17 protein-coding genes are annotated in these 25,984 nt (G+C 53.8%); 9 read left to right on the top strand and 8 right to left on the bottom strand.

Annotated elements, in window-relative coordinates; genetic code table 11:
- Positions 1-43 precede the first annotated feature (43 nt).
- The 4 genes from BC777_RS12680 to BC777_RS12665 all read right to left on the bottom strand — a co-directional run bounded on the left by BC777_RS12680 (position 44) and on the right by BC777_RS12665 (position 5,107).
- The gene (locus BC777_RS12680; RefSeq protein ID WP_100368532.1) at positions 44-478 is read right to left on the bottom strand and encodes a universal stress protein; all 435 of its coding nucleotides are present in this window, start codon (positions 476-478) and stop codon (positions 44-46) included.
- On the bottom strand, positions 475-3,072 hold the full coding sequence (locus BC777_RS12675) for a TRAP transporter permease (protein WP_100368531.1): 2,598 nt from the start codon (positions 3,070-3,072) through the stop codon (positions 475-477). Before BC777_RS12675 ends, BC777_RS12680 begins: the two co-directional genes overlap by 4 nt.
- Positions 3,073-3,151: 79 nt before the next feature.
- Positions 3,152-4,126 carry a TAXI family TRAP transporter solute-binding subunit gene (locus BC777_RS12670; protein ID WP_100368530.1) on the bottom strand — a complete coding sequence of 325 codons (975 nt, stop codon included), beginning with the start codon at positions 4,124-4,126 and terminating at the stop codon, positions 3,152-3,154.
- 93 nt (positions 4,127-4,219) lie between these two features.
- On the bottom strand, positions 4,220-5,107 hold the full coding sequence (locus BC777_RS12665; RefSeq protein WP_100368529.1) for a MurR/RpiR family transcriptional regulator: 888 nt from the start codon (positions 5,105-5,107) through the stop codon (positions 4,220-4,222).
- A 118-nt stretch (positions 5,108-5,225) separates the two neighbouring features.
- Between BC777_RS12665 and BC777_RS12660 the strand changes: the two genes are divergently transcribed.
- From BC777_RS12660 to BC777_RS12645, 4 genes are read left to right on the top strand one after another with little or no spacing between them, the layout of a single operon-like run.
- Positions 5,226-7,637, top strand: a complete 2,412-nt coding sequence (locus BC777_RS12660; RefSeq protein WP_100368528.1) for a GcvT family protein — start codon at positions 5,226-5,228, stop codon at positions 7,635-7,637.
- A gap of 3 nt (positions 7,638-7,640) precedes the next feature.
- Positions 7,641-8,411 carry a beta-keto acid cleavage family enzyme gene (locus BC777_RS12655; protein ID WP_100368527.1) on the top strand — a complete coding sequence of 257 codons (771 nt, stop codon included), beginning with the start codon at positions 7,641-7,643 and terminating at the stop codon, positions 8,409-8,411.
- Entirely contained in the window at positions 8,402-8,827 is a 426-nt protein-coding gene (locus tag BC777_RS12650; RefSeq protein WP_100368526.1) for a GNAT family N-acetyltransferase, read from the top strand. The genes BC777_RS12655 and BC777_RS12650 overlap by 10 nt, the downstream gene beginning before the upstream one ends.
- A gap of 4 nt (positions 8,828-8,831) precedes the next feature.
- A complete protein-coding gene (locus BC777_RS12645; RefSeq protein ID WP_100368525.1) occupies positions 8,832-10,166 on the top strand; it encodes an aspartate aminotransferase family protein in 1,335 nt (444 codons plus the stop codon).
- A 401-nt stretch (positions 10,167-10,567) separates the two neighbouring features.
- On the opposite strand, the gene BC777_RS12635 is transcribed toward BC777_RS12645, so the two are convergent.
- Positions 10,568-13,693 carry a hypothetical protein gene (locus BC777_RS12635; protein WP_100368523.1) on the bottom strand — a complete coding sequence of 1,042 codons (3,126 nt, stop codon included), beginning with the start codon at positions 13,691-13,693 and terminating at the stop codon, positions 10,568-10,570.
- 271 nt (positions 13,694-13,964) lie between these two features.
- On the opposite strand from BC777_RS12635, the gene BC777_RS12630 reads away from it, so the two are divergent.
- Together BC777_RS12630 and proS are read left to right on the top strand one after the other, a co-directional pair.
- On the top strand, positions 13,965-14,903 hold the full coding sequence (locus tag BC777_RS12630) for a DMT family transporter (protein ID WP_100368522.1): 939 nt from the start codon (positions 13,965-13,967) through the stop codon (positions 14,901-14,903).
- Positions 14,904-14,931: 28 nt separating this feature from the next.
- On the top strand, positions 14,932-16,383 hold the full coding sequence (proS, locus tag BC777_RS12625) for a proline--tRNA ligase (RefSeq protein ID WP_100368521.1): 1,452 nt from the start codon (positions 14,932-14,934) through the stop codon (positions 16,381-16,383).
- A gap of 441 nt (positions 16,384-16,824) precedes the next feature.
- Here proS and BC777_RS12620 read toward each other — a convergent pair whose 3' ends face one another.
- Together BC777_RS12620 and BC777_RS12615 are read right to left on the bottom strand one after the other, a co-directional pair.
- Positions 16,825-18,585 carry a hypothetical protein gene (locus BC777_RS12620; RefSeq protein ID WP_133122556.1) on the bottom strand — a complete coding sequence of 587 codons (1,761 nt, stop codon included), beginning with the start codon at positions 18,583-18,585 and terminating at the stop codon, positions 16,825-16,827.
- Positions 18,579-18,917, bottom strand: a complete 339-nt coding sequence (locus BC777_RS12615) for a plasmid mobilization protein (protein ID WP_100368519.1) — start codon at positions 18,915-18,917, stop codon at positions 18,579-18,581. Before BC777_RS12615 ends, BC777_RS12620 begins: the two co-directional genes overlap by 7 nt.
- Positions 18,918-19,260: 343 nt before the next feature.
- Here BC777_RS12615 and BC777_RS12610 point away from each other — a divergent pair, with 343 nt between their 5' ends.
- Complete coding sequence (locus BC777_RS12610; protein ID WP_100368518.1) at positions 19,261-21,654, top strand: type I restriction-modification system subunit M; 2,394 nt, start codon at positions 19,261-19,263, stop codon at positions 21,652-21,654.
- Positions 21,651-22,928 (top strand): restriction endonuclease subunit S, encoded by a 1,278-nt coding sequence (locus BC777_RS12605; protein WP_100368517.1) that lies wholly within the window; start codon positions 21,651-21,653, stop codon positions 22,926-22,928. Before BC777_RS12610 ends, BC777_RS12605 begins: the two co-directional genes overlap by 4 nt.
- On the opposite strand, the gene BC777_RS19555 is transcribed toward BC777_RS12605, so the two are convergent.
- Complete coding sequence (locus tag BC777_RS19555; protein WP_245834347.1) at positions 22,921-23,217, bottom strand: hypothetical protein; 297 nt, start codon at positions 23,215-23,217, stop codon at positions 22,921-22,923. The genes BC777_RS12605 and BC777_RS19555 overlap by 8 nt on opposite strands.
- On the opposite strand from BC777_RS19555, the gene BC777_RS12600 reads away from it, so the two are divergent.
- The gene (locus BC777_RS12600) at positions 23,206-25,947 is read left to right on the top strand and encodes a type I restriction endonuclease subunit R (RefSeq protein WP_245834345.1); all 2,742 of its coding nucleotides are present in this window, start codon (positions 23,206-23,208) and stop codon (positions 25,945-25,947) included. The genes BC777_RS19555 and BC777_RS12600 overlap by 12 nt on opposite strands.
- Positions 25,948-25,984 lie beyond the last annotated feature (37 nt).

Here is a 25,984-nt window from a genome sequence, read left to right as displayed (position 1 = left end):
CGAGGCTGCTGAACGCGCTACGCCAGACGTCCCAGCCACAGGTTTAGTCCCGCAGCACAAGAACCGAGCACGTCGAATGCCGCACTACGCGGGCTGCGTTGGGCCCTAGAAGGTAATCGCGGAATTCAGGACGGTGCGCCGCCATGACGATTAGAACCGCATCAAACTTTTTGGCCGTCGCCAGAATTTGCTCATACGCGACACCATGGCAGACAACATGTTTAATCTGCTTGTCGGCATCCGCCCCCAGCACTTTGGTTACAGCTTCATGAAGGGTTTTGGCGGCGTCTTTCAGCGCCCGTTGTTCCGCACCTTCTTCGAAATAGGTTCCGACGATGCTCATACCAAAGTCCGGGATGACGGTGACAACACTCATTGAGGCTCCACGCTGGGCCGCCATGACTTGGGCCTCGTGCAATATCTTGTGATGGTTCTCTGGATGCGCCAGATCGATAGCGGCGAGGACAGTACCGGTCATGCCAGCTCCTCCTGTGGGTCGGGGGACACGCGGCGGCGCTGCACCAAGGCGACGAGCGCCAAAAGTAGCAAAGCCGGGATGTAGAACAGTTCCTTGGGCAGTCGGTCTGCTTCGACTTCCAGACGTGTCACCGTCCAATCGAAATCGATCCCCATGTCTTCGGCTTTGCCGCCAAAGCTGATCAGATCGACAACAACCTGCCCGTCGCGTTCCACAAGGGTCAGACCAGCGGCCTGTTCCAGCCGTGCGGTCCCATCGGCCCCCGGATCACCCAGTGGCAACAGGTAGGTAGACGACACAAAATCACCATCCAGCGTCATTCCTTCAAGGCCCACACGCAGTTCACCATCCGGCGGCGCGGCTTCGGCGAGAGCAAAGATTTCGCTCGCCGGGACATTCTCATACGGTGCTTGAACTTGATCCAGCCAGAACCCGGGTCGGAAGAGCGTCAGCGCGACCAGAACCAGCACGGCAGATTCCCACAGCCGCGAGCGCGTGACAAACCAACCCATCGTGCCCGCCGCGAACACGAGCATCGCCACAAGAGCCACGATAAACACCGCGATGGCCTGCACCGGCCCCACATCAATCAACAAAAGATCAGTGTTGAAGATGAACAGGAACGGCAAGAGCGCCGTCCGGATCGAATAGAAAAACGCCTGAAAACCCGTGCGCAATGGATCGCCGCCAGAAATCGCCGCGGCGGCAAAACTGGCCAGACCCACAGGTGGCGTCACGTCCGCCATGATCCCGAAGTAGAAAACAAACATGTGCACAGCGATCAGTGGCACAATCAGCCCGCTTTGTGCGCCAAGCTCTACGACCACACCGGCCATCAGCGATGACACCACGATGTAATTTGCGGTCGTGGGCAGCCCCATCCCAAGGATGATGGAAATCAGTGCCACAAAGACCAGCATGAGCATCAGGTTGCCGCCTGACAGAAATTCAACGAATTCGGCCATCACCTGACCAACCCCCGTCAGCGTGACCGACCCTACGATGATGCCCGCCACGGCCATGGCGCAGGCCAGACCAATCATGTTACGCGCGCCAATGATCAGCCCTTCGCCGACTTGTGACAGCCCCTCTTTGAGAAGCGGCGCAAATTGCCCCTCGCCCCGGAAATGGGCCTTCAATGCGTCTTGCGTCAACAGGATTAGCAGCATGAAGGTTGCCGAATAAAAAGCCGAAAATCCTGGCGACTTGCGTTCAACCATAAGCAAATACATGAGCAAGAAGATAGGCAGAAGGTAGTGAATGCCGGATTTGAAAATCTCGCGCGTGGGTGGCAGCGCCTGCATGGAATCTACCGACAGTTCCAGATCGGGCCCATGGGCTGCAAAGCGCACCGCAAAGACGTAGGCCACAAGGAACATACCACTCAGCACAAGGGTTGAGGCCCCCCCGAGGACTGTTTCGGCCATACCGACCAACAGTCCTGCTACATACAACGTGCCTCCTGCGGCAATGATACCGATGCAAATCGCAAGAACGGCCCGCAAAAGGAAGATGATCGGGTTCATCCGGCTGGTGCCGGTCATGCCCATCTTGAGTGCCTCAAGGTGGACGATATAAACCAAGGCGACATAGGAAATCGCGGCCGGGACAATGGCGGTCTTGACGACCTCCACATAAGACACGCCCACATATTCGGTCATCAAAAACGCGACGGCGCCCATAACTGGGGGCGTCAGCACGCCGTTAATCGATGAAGAAACCTCAATCGCGCCGGCTTTGGCGGGGGAGAACCCGACCTTTTTCATCAGCGGGATGGTAAAGGTGCCAGTTGTGACCACATTCGCAATAGACGACCCGGAAATCAGGCCCGTCGCTGCAGAGGCGATGACCGCCGCCTTGGCCGGACCGCCGCGCAGGTGGCCAAGGGTGGCAAAGGCCAAACTCAGAAAGTAGTTGCCCGCGCCCGCTTGGTTCAGCAACGCACCGAACAGAACGAACAGAAACACGAAGCCAGACGATACGCCAAGCGCCACACCAAAGACACCTTCGGTCGTCAGCCACATATGGCTCATCGCGCGTTCGACCGAGGCCCCGCGCCATTGAATCACGTCGGGCAGCCACGCGTAGGAACCAAAGAAAACATAGCCGAGGAAAACGGCCGCAACGGCCATTAACGGGAAGCCCAGCGATCGGCGTGCGGCCTCCATCAGCAAGGCAATCCCGACGACGGCGGCGATGATATCGAGCGATGATGGCGCGCCGGACCGGTCGGCGAGGCCGTCCCAGAACAAAAACAAATAACCTGCACAGAACGCGCCGACCAAGGCGACGACCCAATCCTGGATCGGGATATACGTCCTGGGGCTGGTCTTGAGGGTCGGGAATGCGGTGAAGGCAAGGAACACCGCAAAGGCGAGGTGGATGGATCGGGCCTGCGCGTTGTTCACGACGCCAAAGCCGATCTCATAGGGTATGGGCGATGCGATCCAAAGCTGGAACAAAGACCATGCGAGGGGCACGAACCACAAAACCCCGCGCGGGAAAGCGCCATTGGGGTTGCGTGCGCCCGTGTCAGCTTCGGCGATAAAGTCGTCGACTGCTGCCGTGTCGTTTTGCGCTTTTGTGTCGCTCATGGTGCCGCCCTTGCCCTGTAGAAAAAGTGAAATGGGCCACCCCAACCCTGTTCGGATGGCCCGGCGTCAAATCAGCGGATCATTCGACCCAGCCGCGTTCCCGGTAGTAGCGCACTGCGCCTGGGTGCAGATCGGCGGTGATCCCGGATGAAATCATCTCTTCCTCTACCAAATTGGCAAAGGCCGGGTGCAGGCGTTTGAAGTTATCGAAGTTTTCAAACACCGCAGATACAACCGTATAGACCATGTCGTCAGACGTATCTGCCGCGGTCACGAACGTCGCCCGTGGCCCCCAGGACGAGATATCGTCAGGGTTGCCCGGGTACAGACCACCGGGGATAGTAGCACCCGCATAGGCCGGGTTATCCCCCAGAAGGGCATCCAGCGGGGCACCTTCGATTGGGATCAGCACAACATCGCAGGTCGATGTTGCCTCTTGCGTGGAACCGTTTGGAAGACCTGCCGCCCAGATCGTGGCATCAATATTGCCATCACACAGCGCAGAGGCCTGCTCGGCAGAGCTCAGCTCAGCCGCGAAGGACAAATCCTCAACCGCGATATCGTGATAGGACAACAACGCCTCGGCCAGCACCCGCGTACCAGAGCCAGGGTTTGCAATGTTCACGCGCTTGCCCGCCAGATCGGCAACAGATGCAATGCCAGCATCGGCATTGGCCATGAGGTGCATTGGTTCAGGGTGGATCGAAAACAATGCGCGCAGTTCCGGATATGCGCCGTCATCTTCGAACGCGCCTGTCCCAGCGATTGCAGCGGCCTGAACGTCGGATTGCACCACGCCAAAATCAAGCTCGCCCTGACGGATCGTGCGCGTGTTGAACACCGAGCCGCCGGTCGATTCAACCGAACACCGGAGCCCGTGATCCGCACGACCTGCGTTTACAAGACGGCAGATCGCGCCACCAGTTGGGTAGTAAACACCCGTGACGCCGCCCGTGCCGATGGTGAAGAATTGTTGGTCTTGAGCCGTCGCAGCGGAACCGATGCTAACAGACGCAGCAAGCGTCAGCCCGGCTAGAACTTTTTGAATTGTCATGTGTGACCTCCGTGTTTGAATTTTTTTTTGACGGCCGACAGCAAGACGCGGCTCGTGCCCACTCATGTTTTGGCACGGAGCCCCGCATGTCATCTAAAAACTATTGTTTTTTTTCGCCGACCAATAGGCGCGGTAGCCTTTTCGAAGTGTTTCGTAGGAGTCGATTCGTTCAGCAGCTTCAGCGCCGCCAATCTCAACAAGCATCGCCAGAAGCAATTCAAGCACCGCCATGGCCCCCGCATTGCACGCAAAGTGATGCGTCGAATTCGTCGATGCCAGCAACGTGTGATCGACTTCGACACCCGGGGCCAAAATCTCGCTGTCGGACAAGACAACCAATCGCATCCCGCGTGATTTTGCGAACAGCATCGCTTCGATGGTTTCATGACTATAGGGGGTGAATGTGATCGCGATCAGGACATCATTTGGTCCTGCATCGGTCAGCTCATCAATAGCCGATGACATCTGCCTTGGCACAATTTGCAGGGATTTGAGCGCCATACGCCCCACATATTGAAAGTAGTAGGCCAGCCCATAACTTGCGCGCATCGCTGTCACATAGACCGATGGCGCTGCAATCATAAGTTCCGCCACCTGCCGGATGCGTTCAGGGGATTGCCGTTCAATAGACCGGGAAACAATCGCCATCGAATTGGCCGCAGCCCCCCGTAACACGCCCGCGTCGGCGTCCTGCCATTTCTCGTTCCAGTCGTCACCGACGGCTGCGCCATTTAGCGTAACAAGCGCATGTCGAAACGGTTCACGCAGCTCGTCGAAACCGCCAAATCCAAGCCGCCGGGCGAGCCGCACAAGGGTGTAGGAGCTGACACCTGACTTGCGCGCTGTTTTCCGAATTGAGTCGAGCCCAAAGTCGGCTTCATTGTCCAAAATGTACTTCGCAGCCGTCCGCATTTGTCGGCTGAGATCTTCGACCATCTCCTTAATATTTGATATTATTTTGTTTTTTAGAGTCGGATCCAACAAATCGTCCTTTCACGGCCTTTGAAAATACAAAACATTTGTTATTTATTGCAGCAGTTGACGCAACTTGAAATTTTCAGTCATCGTGGAGGTGTCTTGGTAAAAAAGGATCGGACGGATGGCCAAAGAGTGTCCTACCCATGCCTCTGTTGTTGTCATTGGTGGCGGCATCATGGGGGCATCGACGCTGTATCACCTTGCCAAATTGGGTGTGACGGACGCAATTCTGCTGGAGCGCAACAAGCTTACGTCCGGCACGACATGGCATTCGGCCGCTCAGGTGCGCGCATTGCGTCATTCGCGCAATCTGACGCGGATGATCCAGTATTCCGTGGACCTGTACGGCCAGCTTGAACAGGAAACCGGGCAGTCAGTGGGCTGGATTCAGGAAGGGTCACTGTCGATTGCGACCACGCAAGACCGCCTGACCCATGTGCGCCGTCAAGCGGCCCTTGCGCAGGCCTTTGGGGTCGAGGCCACCGAAATTTCCGTAGAAGAGGCCAAGGAACGCTGGCCCCTGATGAACGCCGATGATGTGTTGGGGGCCGTTTGGTCCCCAGCAGATGGTCGGGTCAGCCCGTCTGACGTGTGCGCTGCACTTGTGAAAGGCGCAAAGAGACTGGGCGCGAAATTGTTCGAAAACACAGGCGTGACTGGAATCTTGACAGAAAATGGCCGGGTGCGCGGGGTTGAAACCACGTCCGGCACCGTAACATGCGATGCGATCGCGCTGTGTGGTGGGCTTTGGTCGCGTGAGCTGGGCGAGATGGCAGGTGCACGCGTGCCGCTTTGGCCGTGCGAGCATTTCTATTTGTTGACGAAGCCCATCGACGGGATCACCGGCAACATGCCCACGCTCAGTGACCACGACAACCACCTCTATATTCGGGACGATTCGGGCGGTTTGCTGGTGGGCTGTTTTGAGCCCATGGGCAAGGCGATCAAGCCCGGCATTCTTGACGAGAGCTTTGAGTTTGGTCTGCTGCCAGAGGATTGGGATCACTTTGAGCCGATGATGATGAACGCGCTCAACCGTCTACCTGCCTTGGAAACCGCCGAGGTAAAGATGCTCCTGAACGGCCCCGAAAGCTTCACCCCCGATGGTGCATTCATGCTCGGCGAGACGGCAGAGACGAAGGGGCTGTTTTTGGGCTGCGGGATGAACTCAGTCGGGATCGCGTCTGGTGGGGGCGCTGGAATGAACCTTGCCCATGCGATTGTGCACGACCACACCGCCTATGATTTGTCCGAGGCGGACGCCAAACGGTTCGCGCCGGTTTTCAACTCCGTTGAGCACCTGATGGCGCGGGTCCCTGAAATCCTGGGCACGCATTATGAGATTGCTTATCCTGGGCGACAGCTGAAAACCGCGCGGGACCTGCGACGCCTGCCGTTGGACGCAGAGTACCGCACCGCTAGGGCCCATATGGGTCAGGTTTACGGCTGGGAGCGTCCACTCTATTTTGGCAAAACCGCAGAACCAGCCATGACATTTGGCAAACCCGACTGGTTCGATGCCGTCGGTGCCGAGGTCCGCGCCGCCCACGAAGCAGCTGCGATCTTTGATGCCTCTCCGTTTGGGAAGATCGAGGTTACAGGCTCCGACGCAGAAGCCTTTCTGTGCCATGTCTGCGCGGGCCATATGGGCCGGGCGCCCGGGGCGGTTATCTACACTGCCATGCTGAACGAACGCGGCACGTTTGAGTCCGATCTGACAGCCCAGCGCCTTGCGCCCGATCACTACCGGCTTTTTGTTGGCACCAATGCGGTCGTGCGGGATCTGGCCTGGCTTGCGCGGCACGCCGAAGGGTTCGACGTTGCGCTGCGCGACAGCACCGAAGATCACGCGGTTCTTGGGCTGATGGGCCCGAACGCCGCCCGCATTGCCGCCGCTTGTGGCGCTTTCGGGATCGACGATATCGCCTATTTCAAACACGCTTCACTCATGATGGCTGGTGTTCCCATCCGTGCGGCACGGCTTTCCTACGTGGGTGAGGCCGGTTGGGAAATCACCTGCGCGGCCAGCGACGCGCCTGCCCTCTATGCAGCGATGACTGCGGCGGGGGCTGTGCCTGCGGGCCTGTTTGCCCAAACCGCGATGCGGATTGAAAAAGGGTTCTGCGCCATGGGGCATGAGTTGGATGGCGACGTCACGCCAGTCGCTGTGGGTCTCGACTTTGCCTTGCGCAAAAACGGTGGATACCTTGGGGCGGATGCTGTGGCCGCTGCCAAAGCTGCGGGTGAAACCTCTCGCGTGTGCACGATCCTGTTGGATGACGTGGACGCGACCCCGTTGGGACATGAGCCGATCTACCACGACGGTCAGATCGTCGGGGAGACCAGCTCTGCTGCGTTTGGCTACCGCGTGGGCCGACCCATCGCCCTTGGCCATCTGCATCACGTTTTGGCAGACGCAACGCCCGTCAGCGTGGACATTGCAGGCGTGCAGGTTCCCGGTCGGATCGTGATCGGGCCCGCGTTTGACCCCGACGGCACACGTATGCGAAGCCGCAGCTTGGTGGACGGATAGGCGATGTCACGTGCTTATGTCATGGTCGCGCCCAACGGTGCGCGCCTGAGCAAGGCCGATCACGCCGCCTTGCCGCTGACCCTGCCCGAGGTTGTGCAAACCGCCCGCGACTGCCATGCCGCCGGGGCTGATGCAATTCACCTGCACGTCCGCGATCAAAGCGGCGCGCATACGCTCGACCCTGGCCTATATCGTGAAACACTGGCGCATCTAGCCTCGGACCTGCCTGCTATGGATATCCAGATCACCACAGAGGCCGTGGGGCGGTTTAGTGTGGCCGATCAACTGGCCTGTCTTACTGAACTTAATCCAGCATGGGCCAGCTTGGCGGTTCGGGAAATGGCCCGCGATCCGGTTCTTGCAACGCGGCTTTATGCGCAGGCGGACGACAAAGGAACGCGGCTACAACATATTCTATATGACGCAGAGGACCTCAAACTCTTGCAGAGCTGGCAAAAAACAGGACGCGTGCACGCTGGTCAGAACGACGTGCTTTTCGTACTTGGGCGCTACACGGATGGTCTTGTCAGCGATCCGCAGGCAATCGCACCTTTGATCAAAGGGCTGCACCCCGGCACGCCGTGGATGCTTTGCGCCTTCGGGCCCACCGAACACGCCTGCCTTGTTCAGGCCGCGCGGCTCGGGGGCGATGTTCGTGTGGGGTTTGAGAACAGCCAAACGGCTGCCGACGGCACCCTGTGGCGCGACAACGCAGCCTCGGTCGCGGCACTGATGTCCGAACTTGGCCAAGCGTCTGGCGCCGCATGCGCCTAGAGTGCCGTCCCCCTACCGACCCGAACGCGGCCATTCCGCTGCTCAAACGCTTGCGTATAGATCTACCGGATGAGGTTTTGGCAGACCGCTTTGCCGCGGCGCAGGCTGACGGATATCGCCTGCTTGCAGCCCATCACGGCACGACAATTGTGGGCGTTCTGGGCTATGTGGTGAATGAAACGCTGCATTGGGGCCGCACGCTTTTTGTCGATGACCTGATCGTTGACGCAGATCAACGTGGCCGTGGCATTGGGGCCGCGCTCATCACGGCGGCCCGCGATCACGGCATCGCGCAAGGCTGCGACCACCTCCGCTTGTGCAGCGGTTTGAACCGCCACGACGCCCACCGGTTTTACGAAATGCGCGGCATGCGCCGCTCCAGCTATCAATTCATCCTCCCTTTGAAAGAGACCTGATCTGATGTCACACGTCTTCCCCCGTCACTGCCACAGCGATCTGCCCCGCGCCGCATCAGGCGATGGCTGCTATCTGATCGACCAAACTGGCAAACGCTACTTCGATGGATCAGGCGGCGCAGCAGTGTCTTGTTTGGGGCATTCGAATGCGCGCGTGACGCAGGCGATCAAGGATCAGGCCGACCAGTTGGCCTTTGCTCATACCGGCTTTTTCACTACCGATCCGGCGGAAGAATTGGCCGACATGCTCATCGCCGAAGCCCCCGGTGATCTGGACCGCGTGTATTTCGTGTCAGGCGGATCCGAAGCGGTCGAGGCTGCCATTAAGCTGGCCCGGCAATACCACATCGAAAACGGACAGCCTAAGCGGCGTCACCTGATCGCGCGCCGTCAGAGCTACCATGGCAACACCCTTGGTGCGCTGGCAGCAGGTGGGAATGCTTGGCGACGCGCGCAGTTCTCTCCGCTGCTGATCGATGTCAGCCACATCAGCCCGTGTTACGAATATGCCGAACGGCATGACGATGAAACACTGGCCGCCTACGGGGCCCGCGCCGCGCAAGAGCTTGAAGATGAAATCCTGCGCCTTGGCCCGGATCAAGTCATGGCGTTTCTCGCTGAACCTGTTGTTGGAGCGACCCTAGGCGCTGTGCCTGCGGTGGAGGGCTACTTTGCACGCATCCGCGAGATTTGCGACCGTTACGGCGTTTTGCTGATCCTGGACGAGGTTATGTGCGGCATGGGGCGCACCGGACATATGTTTGCCTGCGACGCAGACGGGATCGCGCCTGACATCTTGTGCATCGCCAAAGGCCTTGGCGCGGGTTACCAACCAATTGGCGCAATGCTGTGCACGCGAGGCATCTATGACGCGGTGGCAAGTGGCACTGGTTTTTTCCAACACGGGCATACATATCTGGGCCATCCCATCGCAACTGCGGCCGCGCGCGCGGTCCTGCAAGAAATGAAAGACAATGCCTTGATCCCCCGTGTTCGCCAGATCGGCGCGACGTTTGAGGCCGCGCTGCAAAGCCACTTTGGACAACATGCACATGTGGGTGACATCAGAGGTCGTGGTCTTTTCTGGGGTATCGAGCTTGTCGCCGAGCGTGAAACACGCATCCCGTTCGATCCGGCACATCGTGTAGCCAATCGCCTGAAGAAAGCCGCCTTCAATGAGGGACTGATTTGCTATCCAATGCCCGGCACACGGGATGGAAAAGTGGGCGACCATTTGCTTTTGGCACCACCTTTTATCATGACAGAACCGCAGATCGATGAAGTGACGTCGAAACTGGGGCGCGCATTGGATTGTGTTCTTTCGCCCAAATCGGCGTAGTCTGAAATGGAGGTGGGTATTGTTTTCAGCGGCCCATTAGCATGCCGATAATTGCTGCGGGCATTCGCGTGATCCAAGTTCATGGTAGAACGTTGAAGGCATTGGGTGCGATCATGAAAATGGTGGATGAAAACCAACAACGCCCCGCAGTTGATGCTGCGGGGCGTTCGTTGTCAGTGGTTGCGGGAGCTCGATTTGGACACTGTTTTCGGGGTTTGTATCAAACGCGCATCAATCAGTAGGAGCATGTCAGCTGTCATCTTACATAACTTTGACCATGCGGCCTGCTCAAATGCTGCGCCCATGGGGCCAACTTTTCTTCGCGGAAGCTGCACTGCAGCGTCTCGACATTCGATCAAGTTCTCTTAGGTGCGTGCCGGTAGGGAGCCAACTGATTACAACTACCCAATACCCGCAATTTCTCGTAGTTCTTCAATCTTTTTTATTTGCTGTTTGATGCCATCCGCGTCCTTGAGACTGTCGATAACTTCACGAGTTTTTGACAAACTATATCCGTACATCGGATCGCGAACTCGCCCATCTTGCACCAGTTGTCGCTGGTAGTTTTTCATTTCCGTCGCATGATCCGTCTGAGCCTTTTTGATTACGTCGCCCCATTCCTCGCTAGTAGAAGCCAGGTGCTCGGTTTCGATCAAAGCGAGAGCATTAACACAATGTGCATGAGCTTGTTGAGACGCACCGGAGAACTTGCGGAACGCAGCTCGCATCAGGAACGGTCGGTGAAAACTGGCGTAAGCTCTGACATAGTCGTGGTTACAATCTAAAATCTTGCCGCTTTCACTATACGCGGCGAAGAAGACTCGTTCGGAACAACCATAAGTTCGTAAGTCTTTTTGAACTTGGGAAAGGCATACTTGCGCGTTGATCAAATCGCCTTTGCGCCGGTAAAAACGACCAAGCAGTATTTTATACTTCATAGCATCATGATGATCGCCGTTCGCGTCTGCGCGCAGTATTGCTTCCAACGCATATGACATAGCTTGCGCTTCGGCTTCGGGGCTTCCCGTGTGATAGGTGGCTGACATAAATAGCGTGTCGAGATCGACGCCTAGAAACCGAACCGGGGCATAGAGTTTTCGGCCCTGCCCGTAAGCTTTCTCGATCATCTCAACCCGTTTTAACGAATTTGGAAATTCCTTGGCAATGTACATCAGATTTGCCTGGCGGGCCTGATAACGCTTGTAGAGCGCGAGAGCCAGCTCTTGTTTGTCAGGTTTGCAGTTGAAAATATGCAATTTTTTGTCGTTTTTCCGTCTAACGAGATCATCATCATCTGGGAAGAATGCCGCACATCGTTCTAGACTTTTGTGTGCTTCTTCTGTTTTCCCAAGTAGCGTTTGCACCAGCGCTATGCTTAAGTCATCGTCAAGATCGCGAAAAACCTCGTCGTTTGGTTGTGGCATTTCGCGAAGGCTTTCAAAGCATCGAAGCGCGGCTTCCAGATCTCCAACATCGATAAGCGCGTGACCACATTCTTTGACATAAGCATGCCATAGGTGGGGGCTCATAGCGGGGTGTGGAACGCCAACTGTTTGATTGTGGCCCATGTGCTGTAGAAGTTCGAGTGCCAAATTATAGGCACCATGTTTCTTGGAGAGAGCTCGCGATTTCTTGTTAAGTTCAACAATGTAGAGTTGCTCGAAACAAAAGCCCAAAATCTCGGAAGCGTTCAAGGCCAGTGTGTTTGGGTCTGTACCATCGATTTCGGGTGTTTTCGGGAAATAGTTATCTCGTACGAAAGCCTTTTTTTCGTAGGCCTCAAGTTCAAACGTATGTCCTTGTAGTGATCTCATCAGGTGACAGATAGTGTCAGCTACAAAATAGAGCTTAGTTTCGCCACGATGAGGCTCATACGGATATTCGGACTTGAGCAATCCGACGTCATCCTTGGACCAATAGAGTCTCTCGGCGATTTGATGATGCGCGACTGAACGCATGAACTTCTGCTGGGGCGTGCCGTTTGTTTGCCATTCATCTTGAACGAAGGCTTTGAGCGAGAACGGAAGCGAGTATCTATGTTCTGTTATGCGCGCATCTATTGGATTGTGACGCTTGAGCGGCGGACTTAGTAGACCAACGGCTTTTTCAAAGGCCTTTGGGGATACATCTCGTGTTCGAACACCCTCATGCTTACATAAAAGGCCAGGCCTCTTTCGACCTGAGCTGTTCGGAAGAAGTGAATCTGACATCATCCAGTACTTTGTCGTACTCAGGTATCGGATCATATCGGACTTTGAGAGAAAGCCTTTCCCAGAGGCTGGCTTTTTGGCTGCTTGATGGGGATGTTTAGTTTCTGACTTGGGCGCATCGACCCATAACATAAAGTTTCGCATGTCATCGTAGTGCATAGTGACAAAAGGAGGCTCTATAGTCATATCCCCAAGCAACTTTGAGTAACCAATTGTAGGATCAAAGAAGGCGTGGTTCTCAATATTTGTCGCGAACAATGCCCTGTGTGCGATGTCATTTGGCCATGCCGGTTGATCGTTTCCTATCTTATAATAAGCTTGGGCTGGCTTTACGCGCGCACCTCCATCTTCGATAGGAGTGTTCTTGCGCAACTTTGAAAGTCCTTTCCACTGAGTGTTAAAGAATTCAAAGCGGCTTTCATCCTCAATTTTCACCTGACTATACCACGTGCCTTTGCCACCTGTCATACTCGGTTCACGTCGAAGATCCAGATACATGGATTCCCCGATGAGAAGAATTGAAGTAGTTCCCTTATTTGGCATTCTAGTTCGAACTGACTCGTTCAAGAGCAGTTTGAGCATCGGCTTCATGCCTGGCATTTCGGTAAGATCAAGAAAGTGCGCATCCAGAAAAACAACAAGCAACTTGTCTTCCTTAATCTTACGTAAAAGACCGGGCACCCCTTCTTCTAGGACGCCTAAATGATCGGAAAGTGCTAAGATTTGTTCGTCAAATGCGTTGTCGATCGTATCGGGCCGAATAAAGACTACTTTGGAATACGCGCGTTGGATTTCTGGTTGCTTTAACAACAGATGCGCAAAGTATGAGCTGCCCGACAGGAGCTCAGCAGGTACATGCAACAAGTTGTCTTTTGAATACACCAGTCGTTCCGCGAGTTCCTTTAGTAGTGCGGCTTCGCTTTGATGGGCCTGCCGTTTTAGACGTTTGGTCTTCGGATCACCTTTGGTGTCATACACGTCGATAATAGCGGCGAGCTCGCCCACATCAAGGAGCTCATCAAGAGCTGCGCGGTTTTGGCAGTCAAACAGCCCCGGCAATTCTAATCGTCGTTCAATCTCGGTGAGAATGTCACGACTGCAGGATTCGAGTTTGTTGTTGAGGAGGTTTTTCGCATTCCCTGTGACAGAGACGCCTCTCAAGATTTTTGAATAGCTCGATTCCGCAATATCGATTTCTGGCCTCAATATTTCCCTCAGTTCAGCATGTGTAAACTGCTTTTGGGAAGTGTCGGTTTTGTCACGCCAGGTGAAGCCTCGCCGAATTTGCACATAACTCAACTTGTCAATGTATTTCAAACTCGATACTCCCCCCCAGATCGAAACTGCCTTGCTGAGCGGATTCCAGCCGACGCTCGGAATTCCTACCTCGTTTTTTAGCGTAGCTCAAGAATCGTATCAGCAATTCCGATAACATCATTGGAAAAGCGTTAACCTTTTTCGAAGCGCGCCATGAAACAGTGTCGCGATTCTGAGATCATTGTTGAAAACGCTCGCGCAATAAAATCGAATGCCGCGATGGCCTAGATCAGCCAGTCATCATCCACACACAAGGATGAGGAACAGATCAATGGCGTACGTACCACAGAACACTGACCACTTCATTGCGTTTGAAGTATGGTTGAAAGCGGCCCTCTTTGCGTTGGGTGCTAGCATCATCGGCTTCGTTGTTTACCCTACCGAATTGGGGTTGGAACAAGGCATAACAACAACGGTCTTCGTTTCAGGCCGTCTTTTTTGGGGTGCCCTTTTTGTCGCGGCTTTTATCGTCGCGACTGGGAATGCAGCATCTCTTTTCAAATTGTCACGCAAGGGGATGCAATTTGCAGCCCTGCGCGGACTGACTGTCGGTTTGGCAACAATTCTTCTCTATACATATGCTTTGTCATGGGCAGATGCGACGCCGACGATCATTACAGTTGTGGGTGTCGCTGCAATCACAGGCACAATGATTGAGTGCCGCGGCAAGCCCGATACCAGCAACATCCACGTTATCATCGGAACATTGGCTGCGCTCTATGGTGCGTTGTCAGTATATGACACAGGAACGCAATTCGATCTTTGGGCCTTTTCGTTCTCAGCCGCCAGTGGGTTCATCTACGGAATGTTGCCTTTGATTTGTCGTGGTGATGAAGCCAACGGCACGACAACTGTTGCACAATATCTCACTTTTGGTTTCGTGTTTTCTTTGGTGCCTGTTTGGCTCTGGAACGACGTCGATGCTGCAACATTGGTGCAGCAATTTGTGGCTTGGCCTGTGATCGTGTCGGGCTGCTTTTGCACCGGCCTGGCTTACGTTTGCATCCAATACGCACTCGCACCGACATCATCAGGCAACAACTTGAGCTCAAGCTGGGCGACCATTCTGTATGGGATGGAGCCCGTCTGCGCGATGCTGACCTCCGCTGTGATGATGAACGAGATCATCCCGACCAAAGCCACGATTTTCATCATCTTTTACCTGATCCTGTCGTTCACGGCCGGGGCAGTCATTACGAATTCTAAGTAAACCCAACCAACCTCTGAAAGGACGTACTATGACACAGCAATATACACACATGCGGATCCCACCACAGGATGCGGGCGTACACGATTGGTATCAGACAACAATTCTTGCAGGTAAGATCGCGCGTCACAGCGGGACACCTGGATGCCAAATTCTTGGACCAAACGGCGCGGAACTTTGGCACCGGATCACGGTGACTTTTGATGACTACATCATGGACCTTGGATATGATCGGATGGCCTATCCTGCACTCTTTCCCATGAGTTTGCTTGAAAAAGAAAAGGATCACGTCGAAGGGTTCGCGCCCGAGCTGGCGGTTATCCGAGAATTGAAAGGCGAAAAGCTTGATGATCCATTGGTACTGCGCCCAACTTCTGAGGTGGTAATTTATCAGGACATGTCGCAGATTGTTCAATCAAAAGCTGATCTGCCGATCAAAGTAAACCAATGGTGCAATGTCTTTCGTGTCGAGATGCGCACACGTCTTTTGACTCGCACCTTTGAATTCTTCTGGCACGAAGCACATTGGGCTATTGAGGACGAGTTGGAAGCGCACAACCACACGCTTGCGGCGTTGGATCAGTATGTGGCGTTTATCGAGGATCACTTGGCGATCCCAGTAATTGCTGGAGAGAAGACCGCACTTGAACGTTTCGCTGGTGCCGACCGTACATATACCGTCGAGACCCGCATGCTTGATGGAAAGGCTTTGCAGTCTGGCACCAGCCACATGATGGGGAAAGGCTTCGCGCAGACGTATGAAATCTCTTACGATGATGGGGACGGCGGTGTTGTGCATCCGGTTACGGGCAGCTGGGGCATGTCTACCCGGATTCTGGGTGCAATTGTTATGACGCACTCAGATGATAAGGGCTTGGTTTTCCCGCCAAAGATTGCGCCTTGGCAATGCGTAATTATGTCTGTCCCCTCCAACAAAGAAGGGATGACAGACAAGATATCTGACTATTCGACAGGTTTGGCGGCAAAGCTGAAGTCATTGGGTGTGCGTTACAAGAACGACGGCTCTGATGAACGCCTTGGTAAAAAACAGTTTCACTGGGAAAAGCAGGGCATACCAGTTCGGATCATCGTGGGGGGTAGTGAAGTTGATAATGGTGTAGTGTCGATGAAGCGCCGCGATACAGGTGAATCGTTGACAGTGCCTTTGGATGACTTGGATACAGCCTTGCCTGCTTTGTTGGAAAAGATGCAGTCTGAAATGTTTGATGCTGCCAAAGAAAAACTGACAAATAATACGATCAAAGTGTCTACGTTGTCTGATTTCAAAGAAGCGATCGCGAGGCAGGATAACGCCTTTATGATGGCGGGATGGTGCAACGAAGATGCTGCGGAAGAGGCTTTGAAAGATGAATACGGCTACACTGTCCGTTGCATACCGTTTTCGCAGTTGACGAAGGAAGCGCACTGTTTCCTCACTGGAAAGCCAGCAAAAGTTCAGGCGTTAATCGCGAAGGCATACTGATCGCCGTATTTTTTGCACAAAGGCAACCAAGAGAAGGGGCGGATCTGCGGATCCGCCCTTATATGTTTGGGGTCTGCTGCGGTGATCGGGTGACTGAGAGCTGAGAGCGCCCTTAGGCGGGTGTCTTGCGGTCCGTTCCGGGGGATCGGCCCGGTTGCCAGCGCTATGCTGATCGCCGAAATGCCGAAACTCAGACAAATCACAGGCAAGCGAACCATCGGCGGTGGACGACGGGTCCTCAGGCATGTAATATTCTAGGCCGCTCTCGTTTTCAGCCACCACAATCCGAATCTAAAAACCTTCACAGATCGCCTCCGCGCTGCCAGAAAACCCCATAAAGTTGTCATTGTAGCCGTCGCCCGAAAGCTAACTACAATGGCCAACGCGATCGTTAAGTCAGGCCAGAAATGGTCTTCTCAAACCCTCTGAGAAATACAGTTGCTAGGAATCTGGCCCGATATCGTATTCTGTCTCGGTGGGGTCGATATGCAAAGAAAACAATATCGAAAGTCCTTCCTTCACTTTCTGGACATCCGAGTTTTTGCCGCTCAACAATACTCTCCCGTCAGGTGCGAATTCACCAGTGAGGCTTCCGCAGGAAAATGCCAGAGCCGCGTCATCATGCATTTGCAGTGCAAAAGGTCTTGATGGGAACTGATCTCGAAACAGCATCAAAACTGACTGAGTTAACTCTCCTGTCGAAATGCCGGCTGACCGAGGGTCCGACAAATCCAGCCGACATTCGTATCGATCATGGCCAGTTTCGTCTCGAGAGCCCTCTGACGGTCCTCGATTTTTTCGCAGGCCAGCATCCTCGGTAACAATGCGTCCAGGGACGTCGCGTGCCGCTCCATCGCTATTCTGATCCGCTCCAATTCCATGAGTAGTTCTTCTACTCGTTTTGCTATCGCCACGTCCGCTCCGCGCTCCAGAACCTGACGCAAGAGATTGCAGAGTTCGATCATCAGAGCTTCTGTTGGCGGCTGGTTTGGTGGTTTGGTCATATGTTATGTTCTCCAATTTTTCAGTGATATTCCGGATGGCCGATAAGTCGATCTTGCACAAAGACTCGAAGATGGTTTGGTGTGCTATCATGCGCCCGATCATTGCCGCCAAATATTGGAGGCGGTTTTGGAGTCGAGACCGTAAGCTAAGGCTCAAGTCTAAGTTAGATTGCCGAGGCTCCAGAAAACCGGGATGCGCCATTGGCAGGGGATGTAACGGTTTCTTCAGCCGCTCTTGCCACTGTGGAGTAGGTTCACACCAATCACCCCAGGAAAGCTCCTTCGCGTTGTTACGTGCGCGACGGGTCCACAGCTTATCAAAATGGGCGATCTGTTGATTGATGGTCTGATGGTTTTCTTGTGTATCATCCCGACTTATTTCACGGATCGTAAATCCATTCAGACCGTTCTCATCCGTCACCCACAGTCTATTCCTGCCCCGCAATGACATGCGAAACCCAAGCCGGGTCGCAAGCCCCGAAAGGGTCTCTTGTGGAGGCGGCACCTCACCATCTGCCGGACCATCCACCAACCGTTTAGCGTGGTGCAACAAAACAAGTTTTGGATCGCGGCGAGCGTCAAACTCAACACCGTGTCTTTCCGCCGCAGCGATCTTCTTTTCCGCCCAGTTGGGTCCACGTAAAATTTGTCTGGTATTTTCTTGCTGTGGCCCTATCCACCCAAAGGCCATATTCAGGACATCTCGCAATGCATCCCACAGGTTCTGACTGCCCTTTTGGTTTGGATGCGGGTTAATGCTGCGGACTGCGCCCGACGGACACCGCACGAACCGTGGCATCGCGACGTTGACTTCGAGGCGACCCAGATGAGAGTGCGTCGTAACCAAGCAAGGGGGACGCGCCTCATTGGGCACGCCTGCGAAAGCAGTTTCAAGGAACATCTCGACAGCTATGGCAACCTGCTTTCGAAGTCTGGCATCTCCTGTATTGAACGCTTTGACATCAATATCAGCTTCGTGAAAACTTAGAGTCGTCACGCGATATTTCATCTTCAGTCGCAGGCTGGCCAGTGCTCCTTGAAAAGCTGCGGGGTGCCCATAGAGAAGCTCCGGGACGGGAGTTCGATGTTCTAGTTGTCTTGTGGATCCGACTTCTTTGCTGACTGCTGCATCGAGCAGATAAGATGACGGCTGCATCGGATCATCCGAAAACTGAATATCGGACCAACAAATCAGCATCTAGCCCCACCAACAGCAACAGGTCGAGGTGCAAAAAGCTCGATCATCCGTTCGATCTGGCGCAGTTTCATGAGTAGCAAAGAACAGTCCAGACAGCCCGCTTCACACTCCTTGGACAGGCCTTCGAGCTGTTTGAGGGCAAGCTCAAGAACAAACAGACCATCAAGAAACCGTTCCGATGAAATGTTGGATTTACGCCCTAGCCCGGCATCACGAAGAAAGTCCGATATACTCTTGCCAGAAGCTTTCGCCTTCTGTTCCAGCTCGCGCCGGTCTGAAAGTGTCACATTCACTTTCAGCCGCTCTGAACGTTTCTCCGCGCTTTTGTTCATCAGACTATCCAAACCAGTTGTGGGCCCATCTCAGGGGCCTTGATCAACAGATTTGCTTAGATGCGATGAAACGGCCAAAATTATTATGATACTGGCGAACCAGATACCTGTGGAAAAGTCACATAAGGGCGAGAAACAAGGGGCTTTTACGGCACGGCCCAAAACGCCAATCCATACGTTTCAGAATTTATCCGACGGTTTATCGCAATTTAAATGACATCCGTTTCACGACAACCACCGCGACCGAAGCGCTTCTTGAGCAATTGGGAACGCTCCTCTAGTGTTCAGTAAAACTAAATAAATATTCAAAAATAACAACATACCCCCGAGGAACATAAGAGCCGTGAACCAGACTTCTCACAACCGCCTTGTCTCATTCATCTGGTCGATCGCGGATGACTGCCTGCGTGACGTTTATGTGCGCGGGAAATACCGTGACGTGATCTTGCCCATGGTGGTTTTGCGCCGCCTGGATACGCTGCTCGAGCCAACAAAAGACGCGGTACTGGCTGAGGTTCGTTTCCAACGAGAAGACATGAAATCCACTGAGCTGGATGATGCGCCGCTGATCGATGCATCAGGATACGTGTTCTACAACACAAGCAAATGGACCCTGAAAAAACTTCAGTCCACCGCGACAAATAACCAGCAAATCATGCTCGCCAATATTGAGGACTACCTCAATGGTTTCTCGGAGAACGTGAAAGAGATCGTCGGCCGGTTCAAGCTGTTTGAACAGATGCAGCACATGGCAAATAAAGACGTGCTGCTTAACGTGATCGAGAAATTTGTCTCGCCCTACATCAACCTTACACCGAATGAGATTGAAGACCCCGATGGCAACAAACTGCCAGCCTTGTCCAATCTTGGCATGGGATATGTTTTTGAAGAACTGATCCGCAAGTTCAACGAAGAGAATAACGAAGAAGCCGGTGAACACTTCACCCCGCGCGAGGTGATCCACCTCATGACGCATCTAATATTCGATCCTATCAGAGACAGCCTGCCCCCGATCATGACCATCTATGACCCCGCCTGTGGTTCTGGCGGCATGCTCACCGAAGCGCAGAACTTCATCAAAGACCCAGACGGGCAGATCGCAGCCTCTGGTGATGTTTATCTCTACGGAAAAGAGATAAACGACGAGACCTATGCGATCTGCAAATCCGACATGATGATCAAGGACAACGATCCCGAGAATATCAAACCGGGTTCTACGCTTTCCACGGATGAATTTGCAGGCCAACGCTTCGACTTCATGCTATCCAACCCGCCCTACGGCAAAAGCTGGTCGTCAGAGCTGAAGTATATCAAAGACGGCAAAGACGTGATCGACAGCCGCTTTCAGGTGGAGCTGAGCGATTACTGGGGCAAAACCGAAACTGTCGATGCCACGCCACGCTCTTCCGACGGACAACTCCTGTTCCTCATGGAAATGGTCGGCAAGATGAAATCGACCACAGCCAGCCCGATCGGCTCGCGCATTGCATCGGTTCATAACGGCTCCAGCTTGTTCACCGGCGACGCGGGCAGCGGGGAAAGCAACATCCGCCGCTATGTGATCGAAAATGATATGCTCGACACAATCATCCAGCTCCCGAACAACCTCTTCTACAACACGGGTATCACCACCTACATATGGATGCTAAGCAACGCGAAGCCCGAGGCGCGTCGTGGCCGTGTGCAACTCATCGACGGGAACCTTCTGTTCCGCAAGCTGCGCAAGAATCTTGGTGACAAGAACTGCGAATTCGCGCCCGAGCATATCGAGGCGATTACACAGGCCTACCTGAACTTCGCCCCCATCGAGCGCGAGATTGACGAAAACAACGACCCCATCGGCATCGCCGCACAGATTTTCGACAATGCGGATTTCGGCTACCACAAGGTCACGATCGAACGGCCTGACCGCCGGTGTGCGCAGTTCAGCGCGGACCGCCTTGCGCCTTTGCGCTTTGACAAAGGCCTGCGTGAGCCGATGGAGTATATCTGGGGTGAATATGGCGACCGTGTTTACGAGAACGGGTTCCTGAAATCTGAAACAAAGGCGATCCTTGCGTGGTGCGAGGAACAGGACATCACCCTGAACGCCAAACAGCGAACCAAGCTGACCGATACCAAAATGTGGACGGCCCTGCGCGACCTGATGAACACAGGCCTGAACTTGATGGATGATGTCGGGACGGAAGAGACGGCAGACTTCAACATCTTCCGCGATGCGGTGACAGCCGCGATCAAGGCGCGCAAGATCAAGTTATCGGCGACCGAGAAGAACGCGATCCTGAACGCGGTCAGCTGGTATGACGCGAAGGCCGAAAAGGTTAAAAGCAAGCTGCACAAATTCAAGCCCGACGCACTGGACGATCTGACCACCCGTTTGGGATGTGACGCGGGCGATCTGGCGGATTTCGGGTATTACCTGCAAAGCGATGGCAGCTATCTGACGTATGAGAGCAATTCAGAACTGCGCGACAGTGAATCTGTACCGCTCAAAGACAGCATTCACCGCTATTTCCGCGCCGAGGTGCAACCGCATGTGAAGGAAGCTTGGATCAACCTTGAGAGCGTCAAGATCGGGTATGAGATCAGCTTTAACAAATACTTCTACCGTCACAAACCGCTACGTGGGTTGGATGAGGTGACAGAGGATATTTTGAAGTTGGAGGAAAAGGCCGACGGGTTGATGGCGGATATTCTGGGGGTGAAGATTGCGACCAAGCTGGAACCCGCAGAATGAGTTTGACGTCCTTCGAAAAGCACGACAGCTATAAGGACAGTGGCGTCGGATGGATTGGTGAAGTTCCGCAGCACTGGGAATTGCGAGCCAACAAACACCTCTTCCAACTGGAAAAGCGCACAGTTGGGAAGCGTTCATCTGAATTTGACCTGTTGTCACTAACGCTTCGCGGATTGATCAAACGAGACATGGAAAACCCTGAAGGGAAATTCCCTGCTGAATTTGACACCTATCAAGAGGTTTTACCGGGCGACTTTGTATTTTGCCTCTTCGATGTAGAAGAGACACCGAGAACTGTCGGGCTATCGTCTTTTTCTGGAATGATCACCGGTGCTTACACAGTGTATCGGCCACTTGTCGGTTCAGACCCCAAGTTTCTGTATTACTTCTATCTGAATGCCGACACCGACAAGAAAATGCGAGGCCTTTATAAAGGTTTACGCAACACCATACCGAAGGATGCGTTTGCGAGTTTTAAAACGCCTTTGCCCCCTCTCGCCGAACAACGCGCCATTGCATCGTTTCTCGATGAAAAATGCGAAAAGATTGATGAGGCGGTGCGGATCAAGGAGGCGCAGATCGCGCGTTTGCGCGAACGGCGGCAGATCCTGATCCAAGAGGCCGTCACCCGCGGCCTTAACCCCGACGCCCCGATGAAAGACAGTGGCATCGACTGGATCGGCCAAATCCCCGCGCATTGGGACCAAGTTCACAACAAGCGCATTTTTACTTTGAAAAAAGACACCGTTGGCAAACGGTCCGGCGATTATGACCTCCTTTCGCTTACCCTCCGTGGCATTATCAAACGCGACATGGAAAACCCCGAAGGCAAGTTTCCCGCAGATTTCGACACATATCAGGAAGTCTGCGAAGGCGACTTTGTATTCTGCCATTTTGATGTTGAGGAAACGCCAAGGACGGTGGGTTTATCAGACTTCTTTGGCATGATCACGGGCGCATACACTGTCTATAGTGTCACAGAGGCTTTTAACCGACGTTTTCTTCTACATTTTTATATCTTTGCGGACACAGGGAAAAAAATGCGCGGTTTGTACAAAGGGTTGCGCAATACAATTCCGAAAGATGCCTTTGCAACTTTTAAGACACCGATGCCACCAATTGCCGAACAGCAACGGATCGTTGAGCACATTGATACGCAAAGTAAGAAAATTGAAGATGCCATTATCCTGAAACAAAACCAGATCACCGCGCTCAAAGAATACAAAACAAGTCTGATCAACGCGGCCGTCACTGGAAAAATCAAAGTCATTTAAGGGGTCCGTCATGGTCAGCAACACAAAAGAGATCGCGCTTGAGCAGGCCATTGAACGCCATCTGGCGGGTGCCAGCACCGAAGAGCGCAACGCAGGCGCCACCCCGACAGGCCCTTACCGCATCGGCAACCCGTCCGACTTTGACGCCATCCACGCACTCGACACCGCGATGTTCTGGGAATTCCTTGAGACGACCCAAGGCAAACAGATCGAAAAACTGAAAACCCGCAATCCGTCTGACTGGCAGGCCAAAATCCTCGGTCAGTTCGACAAGCTGGTGAACCGCCACGGCATCCTCCACATTCTGAAAAAGGGCATCGCGGTGGATGACGCGGTCTTGACCTGCATGTATCCCGCCCCGCTCGCCAGCTCGGCGCAAACGGTTCACGACAACTTTGCTGCCAATATCTGGAGCGTGACACGGCAGGTCCGCTATAGCCTCGCCAATCCGTTGGAAGAGGTGGACATGGTGCTGTTCCTCAACGGTCTGCCGTTGGTCACGATTGAGCTGAAGAACGCATGGACCGGCCAGACCGCCCGCTTTCACGGACAAAAGCAATACCGCGACCGCGACGCCACCCAACCCCTGATGCAGTTCGGCCGCGCGCTGGTGCATATGGCGGTGGACACCGACGAGGTGTTCATGGCGACCAAGCTGGCAGGTGCCGGCACATGGTTCCTGCCCTTCAACAAAGGTCACAACGAGGGCCAAGGCAATCCGCCCAATCCAAACGGCCACAAGACCGCCTATCTATGGGAAGAGATTTTCGCCCCCGCCAGCCTGTCTGGCATCATCCAGCATTTCGTCCTTCTGGAAGGGAAAAAGAACGATCCGCTGGTGAAAAAGTCGATGATCTTCCCGCGCTATCAACAGCTCGACGTGGTCCGCAAGGTTCTGGCCCACACCAGTGAGAACGGCGTCGGCCACAGCTATCTGATCCAACATTCCGCTGGTTCGGGGAAGTCCAACTCCATCACATGGGCCGCCTATCAGCTGATCGAGACCTATCCAGAAAAGCTCGACATTCCCGGTGCCAAAGCGCTGGACGCACCCCTGTTCGACAGTGTGATCGTGGTGACGGATCGCCGCCTGCTGGACAAGCAGCTGCGCGACAACATCCGTGACTTTTCCGAGGTGAAGAATATCGTTGCGCCTGCTTTGCGCTCTTCCGATCTCAAGGCGGCATTAGAGAACGGCAAGAAGATCATCATCACCACGATCCAGAAATTCCCGTTCATCATCGAAGGCATTGCCGATCTGAGCGACAATCGTTTCGCCGTGATCATTGATGAGGCGCACAGCGGTCAAAGCGGACAGGCCAGCGACACGATGAACCGTGCCATGGGTGGTAACGCTGATGCCGAGACGGAGGATGCACAGGATGCAATCGTTGCGGCGATGCAGTCCCGCAAGATGCGCGGTAACGCCTCCTACTTCGCATTTACCGCCACACCGAAGAACACCACGTTGGAAAAGTTTGGCACAAAGCAGCCGGACGGCAGTTTCCGCCCCTTTCACCTTTACAGCATGAAGCAAGCTATCGAAGAAGGCTTTATCCTCAACGTATTGGCGAACTACACAACCTACAAAAGCTATTACGAAATCCAGAAATCCATCGAGGACAATCCGCTGTTTGACACTGCCAAGGCGCAGAAAAAGCTGCGGGCCTATGTTGAGCGGAGCCAACAGACGATTAACACCAAAGCTGAGATCATGCTGGACCATTTCATTCCGCAGGTCGTGACCGCTAAGAAACTGCGCGGCAGAGGCAAAGGTATGATTGTCACGCAGGATATCGAAACGGCGATCCGGTATTATAAGGCGGTGGCGACCCTACTTGAGAAGCGTGGAAATCCATTCAAGGTAGCGATTGCGTTCTCCGGCGAGAAAAAGATTGATGGAAATCTTTACACTGAGACCGAAATGAACGGCTTTGGCGAAGACAAGACCCGCGAAAAATTCGATGAAGATGAATATCGCCTGCTCATCGTCGCAAATAAATATCTGACCGGCTTTGACCAACCAAAGCTTTGCGCGATGTATGTTGATAAGAAACTACAGCATGTTTTGGCGGTGCAAGCGTTGTCGCGGCTCAACAGGTCATCTTCAAAGCTGAACAAACGCACGGAAGACTTGTTCGTACTCGATTTTTTCAATTCGGCAGAAGATATCAAGGCCGCGTTCGATCCATTCTACACGGTTACTACCCTTTCAGAGGCGACCGACGTAAACATGCTTCACGACTTATTGGCGCATCTCGACAGCGTCGGCGTGTACGAAGCGGCTGAGGTAGAAGCGTTCATCGTTAGATACTTCGCGGGCGACGATGCACAGGCGCTGAGCCATCTGATTGACGTCGCCGCAGATCGTTTCAACACCGACCTGGACCTCACGGACGAGGATAAGATCGACTTCAAAATCAAAGCCAGACAATTTGTGAAGATATACGGTCAGATGGCATCAATTATGCCTTTCGAGGTTTTGGCTTGGGAAAAACTGTTTTGGTTCCTCAAGTTCCTTGTTCCAAAACTGAAGGTAAAAGACCCGAGTGCAGACGCACTTGACGCATTATTGGATGCAGTTGATCTTTCGTCGTATGGCCTGGAGCGAACTAAGTTGAACCAAGAAATCGGACTGGATGACTCCTTAACCGAGCTTGATCCACAAAACCCCAATCCACGCGGTTTCCGTGAAGGGGAAGTTCAAGAAGACCCGCTGGAGGAAATCATTCGCAACTTTAATGAGCGTTGGTTCCAAGGTTGGAGCGCTACTCCGGAAGAGCAACGGGTCAAGTTCGTGAACATTGTCGAAAGCATCAAGACGCACCCTGATTTTGGCACAAAATATAAGGAGAACTCAGACCCCCATACAAAGGAAATCGCTTTTGAGAAAATCTTACAAGAAGTAATGCTCAAACGCCGGAAGGACGAATTGGAGCTCTATAAATTGTTCGCTTCTGACCCATCATTTAAGGCAGCGTGGACCGAAAGTGCCAAAAGCATGTTACAATCAAATTAAATGTGCGCTGTTTTCACAAAATCGAGGCGTACTGAAG

The sequence above is a fragment of the Yoonia maricola genome, assembly GCF_002797915.1.
Classification (GTDB): domain Bacteria; phylum Pseudomonadota; class Alphaproteobacteria; order Rhodobacterales; family Rhodobacteraceae; genus Yoonia; species Yoonia maricola.
Note: the sequence above shows the minus strand (reverse complement) of the source record. Positions and strands in the feature narration are given on the sequence as shown.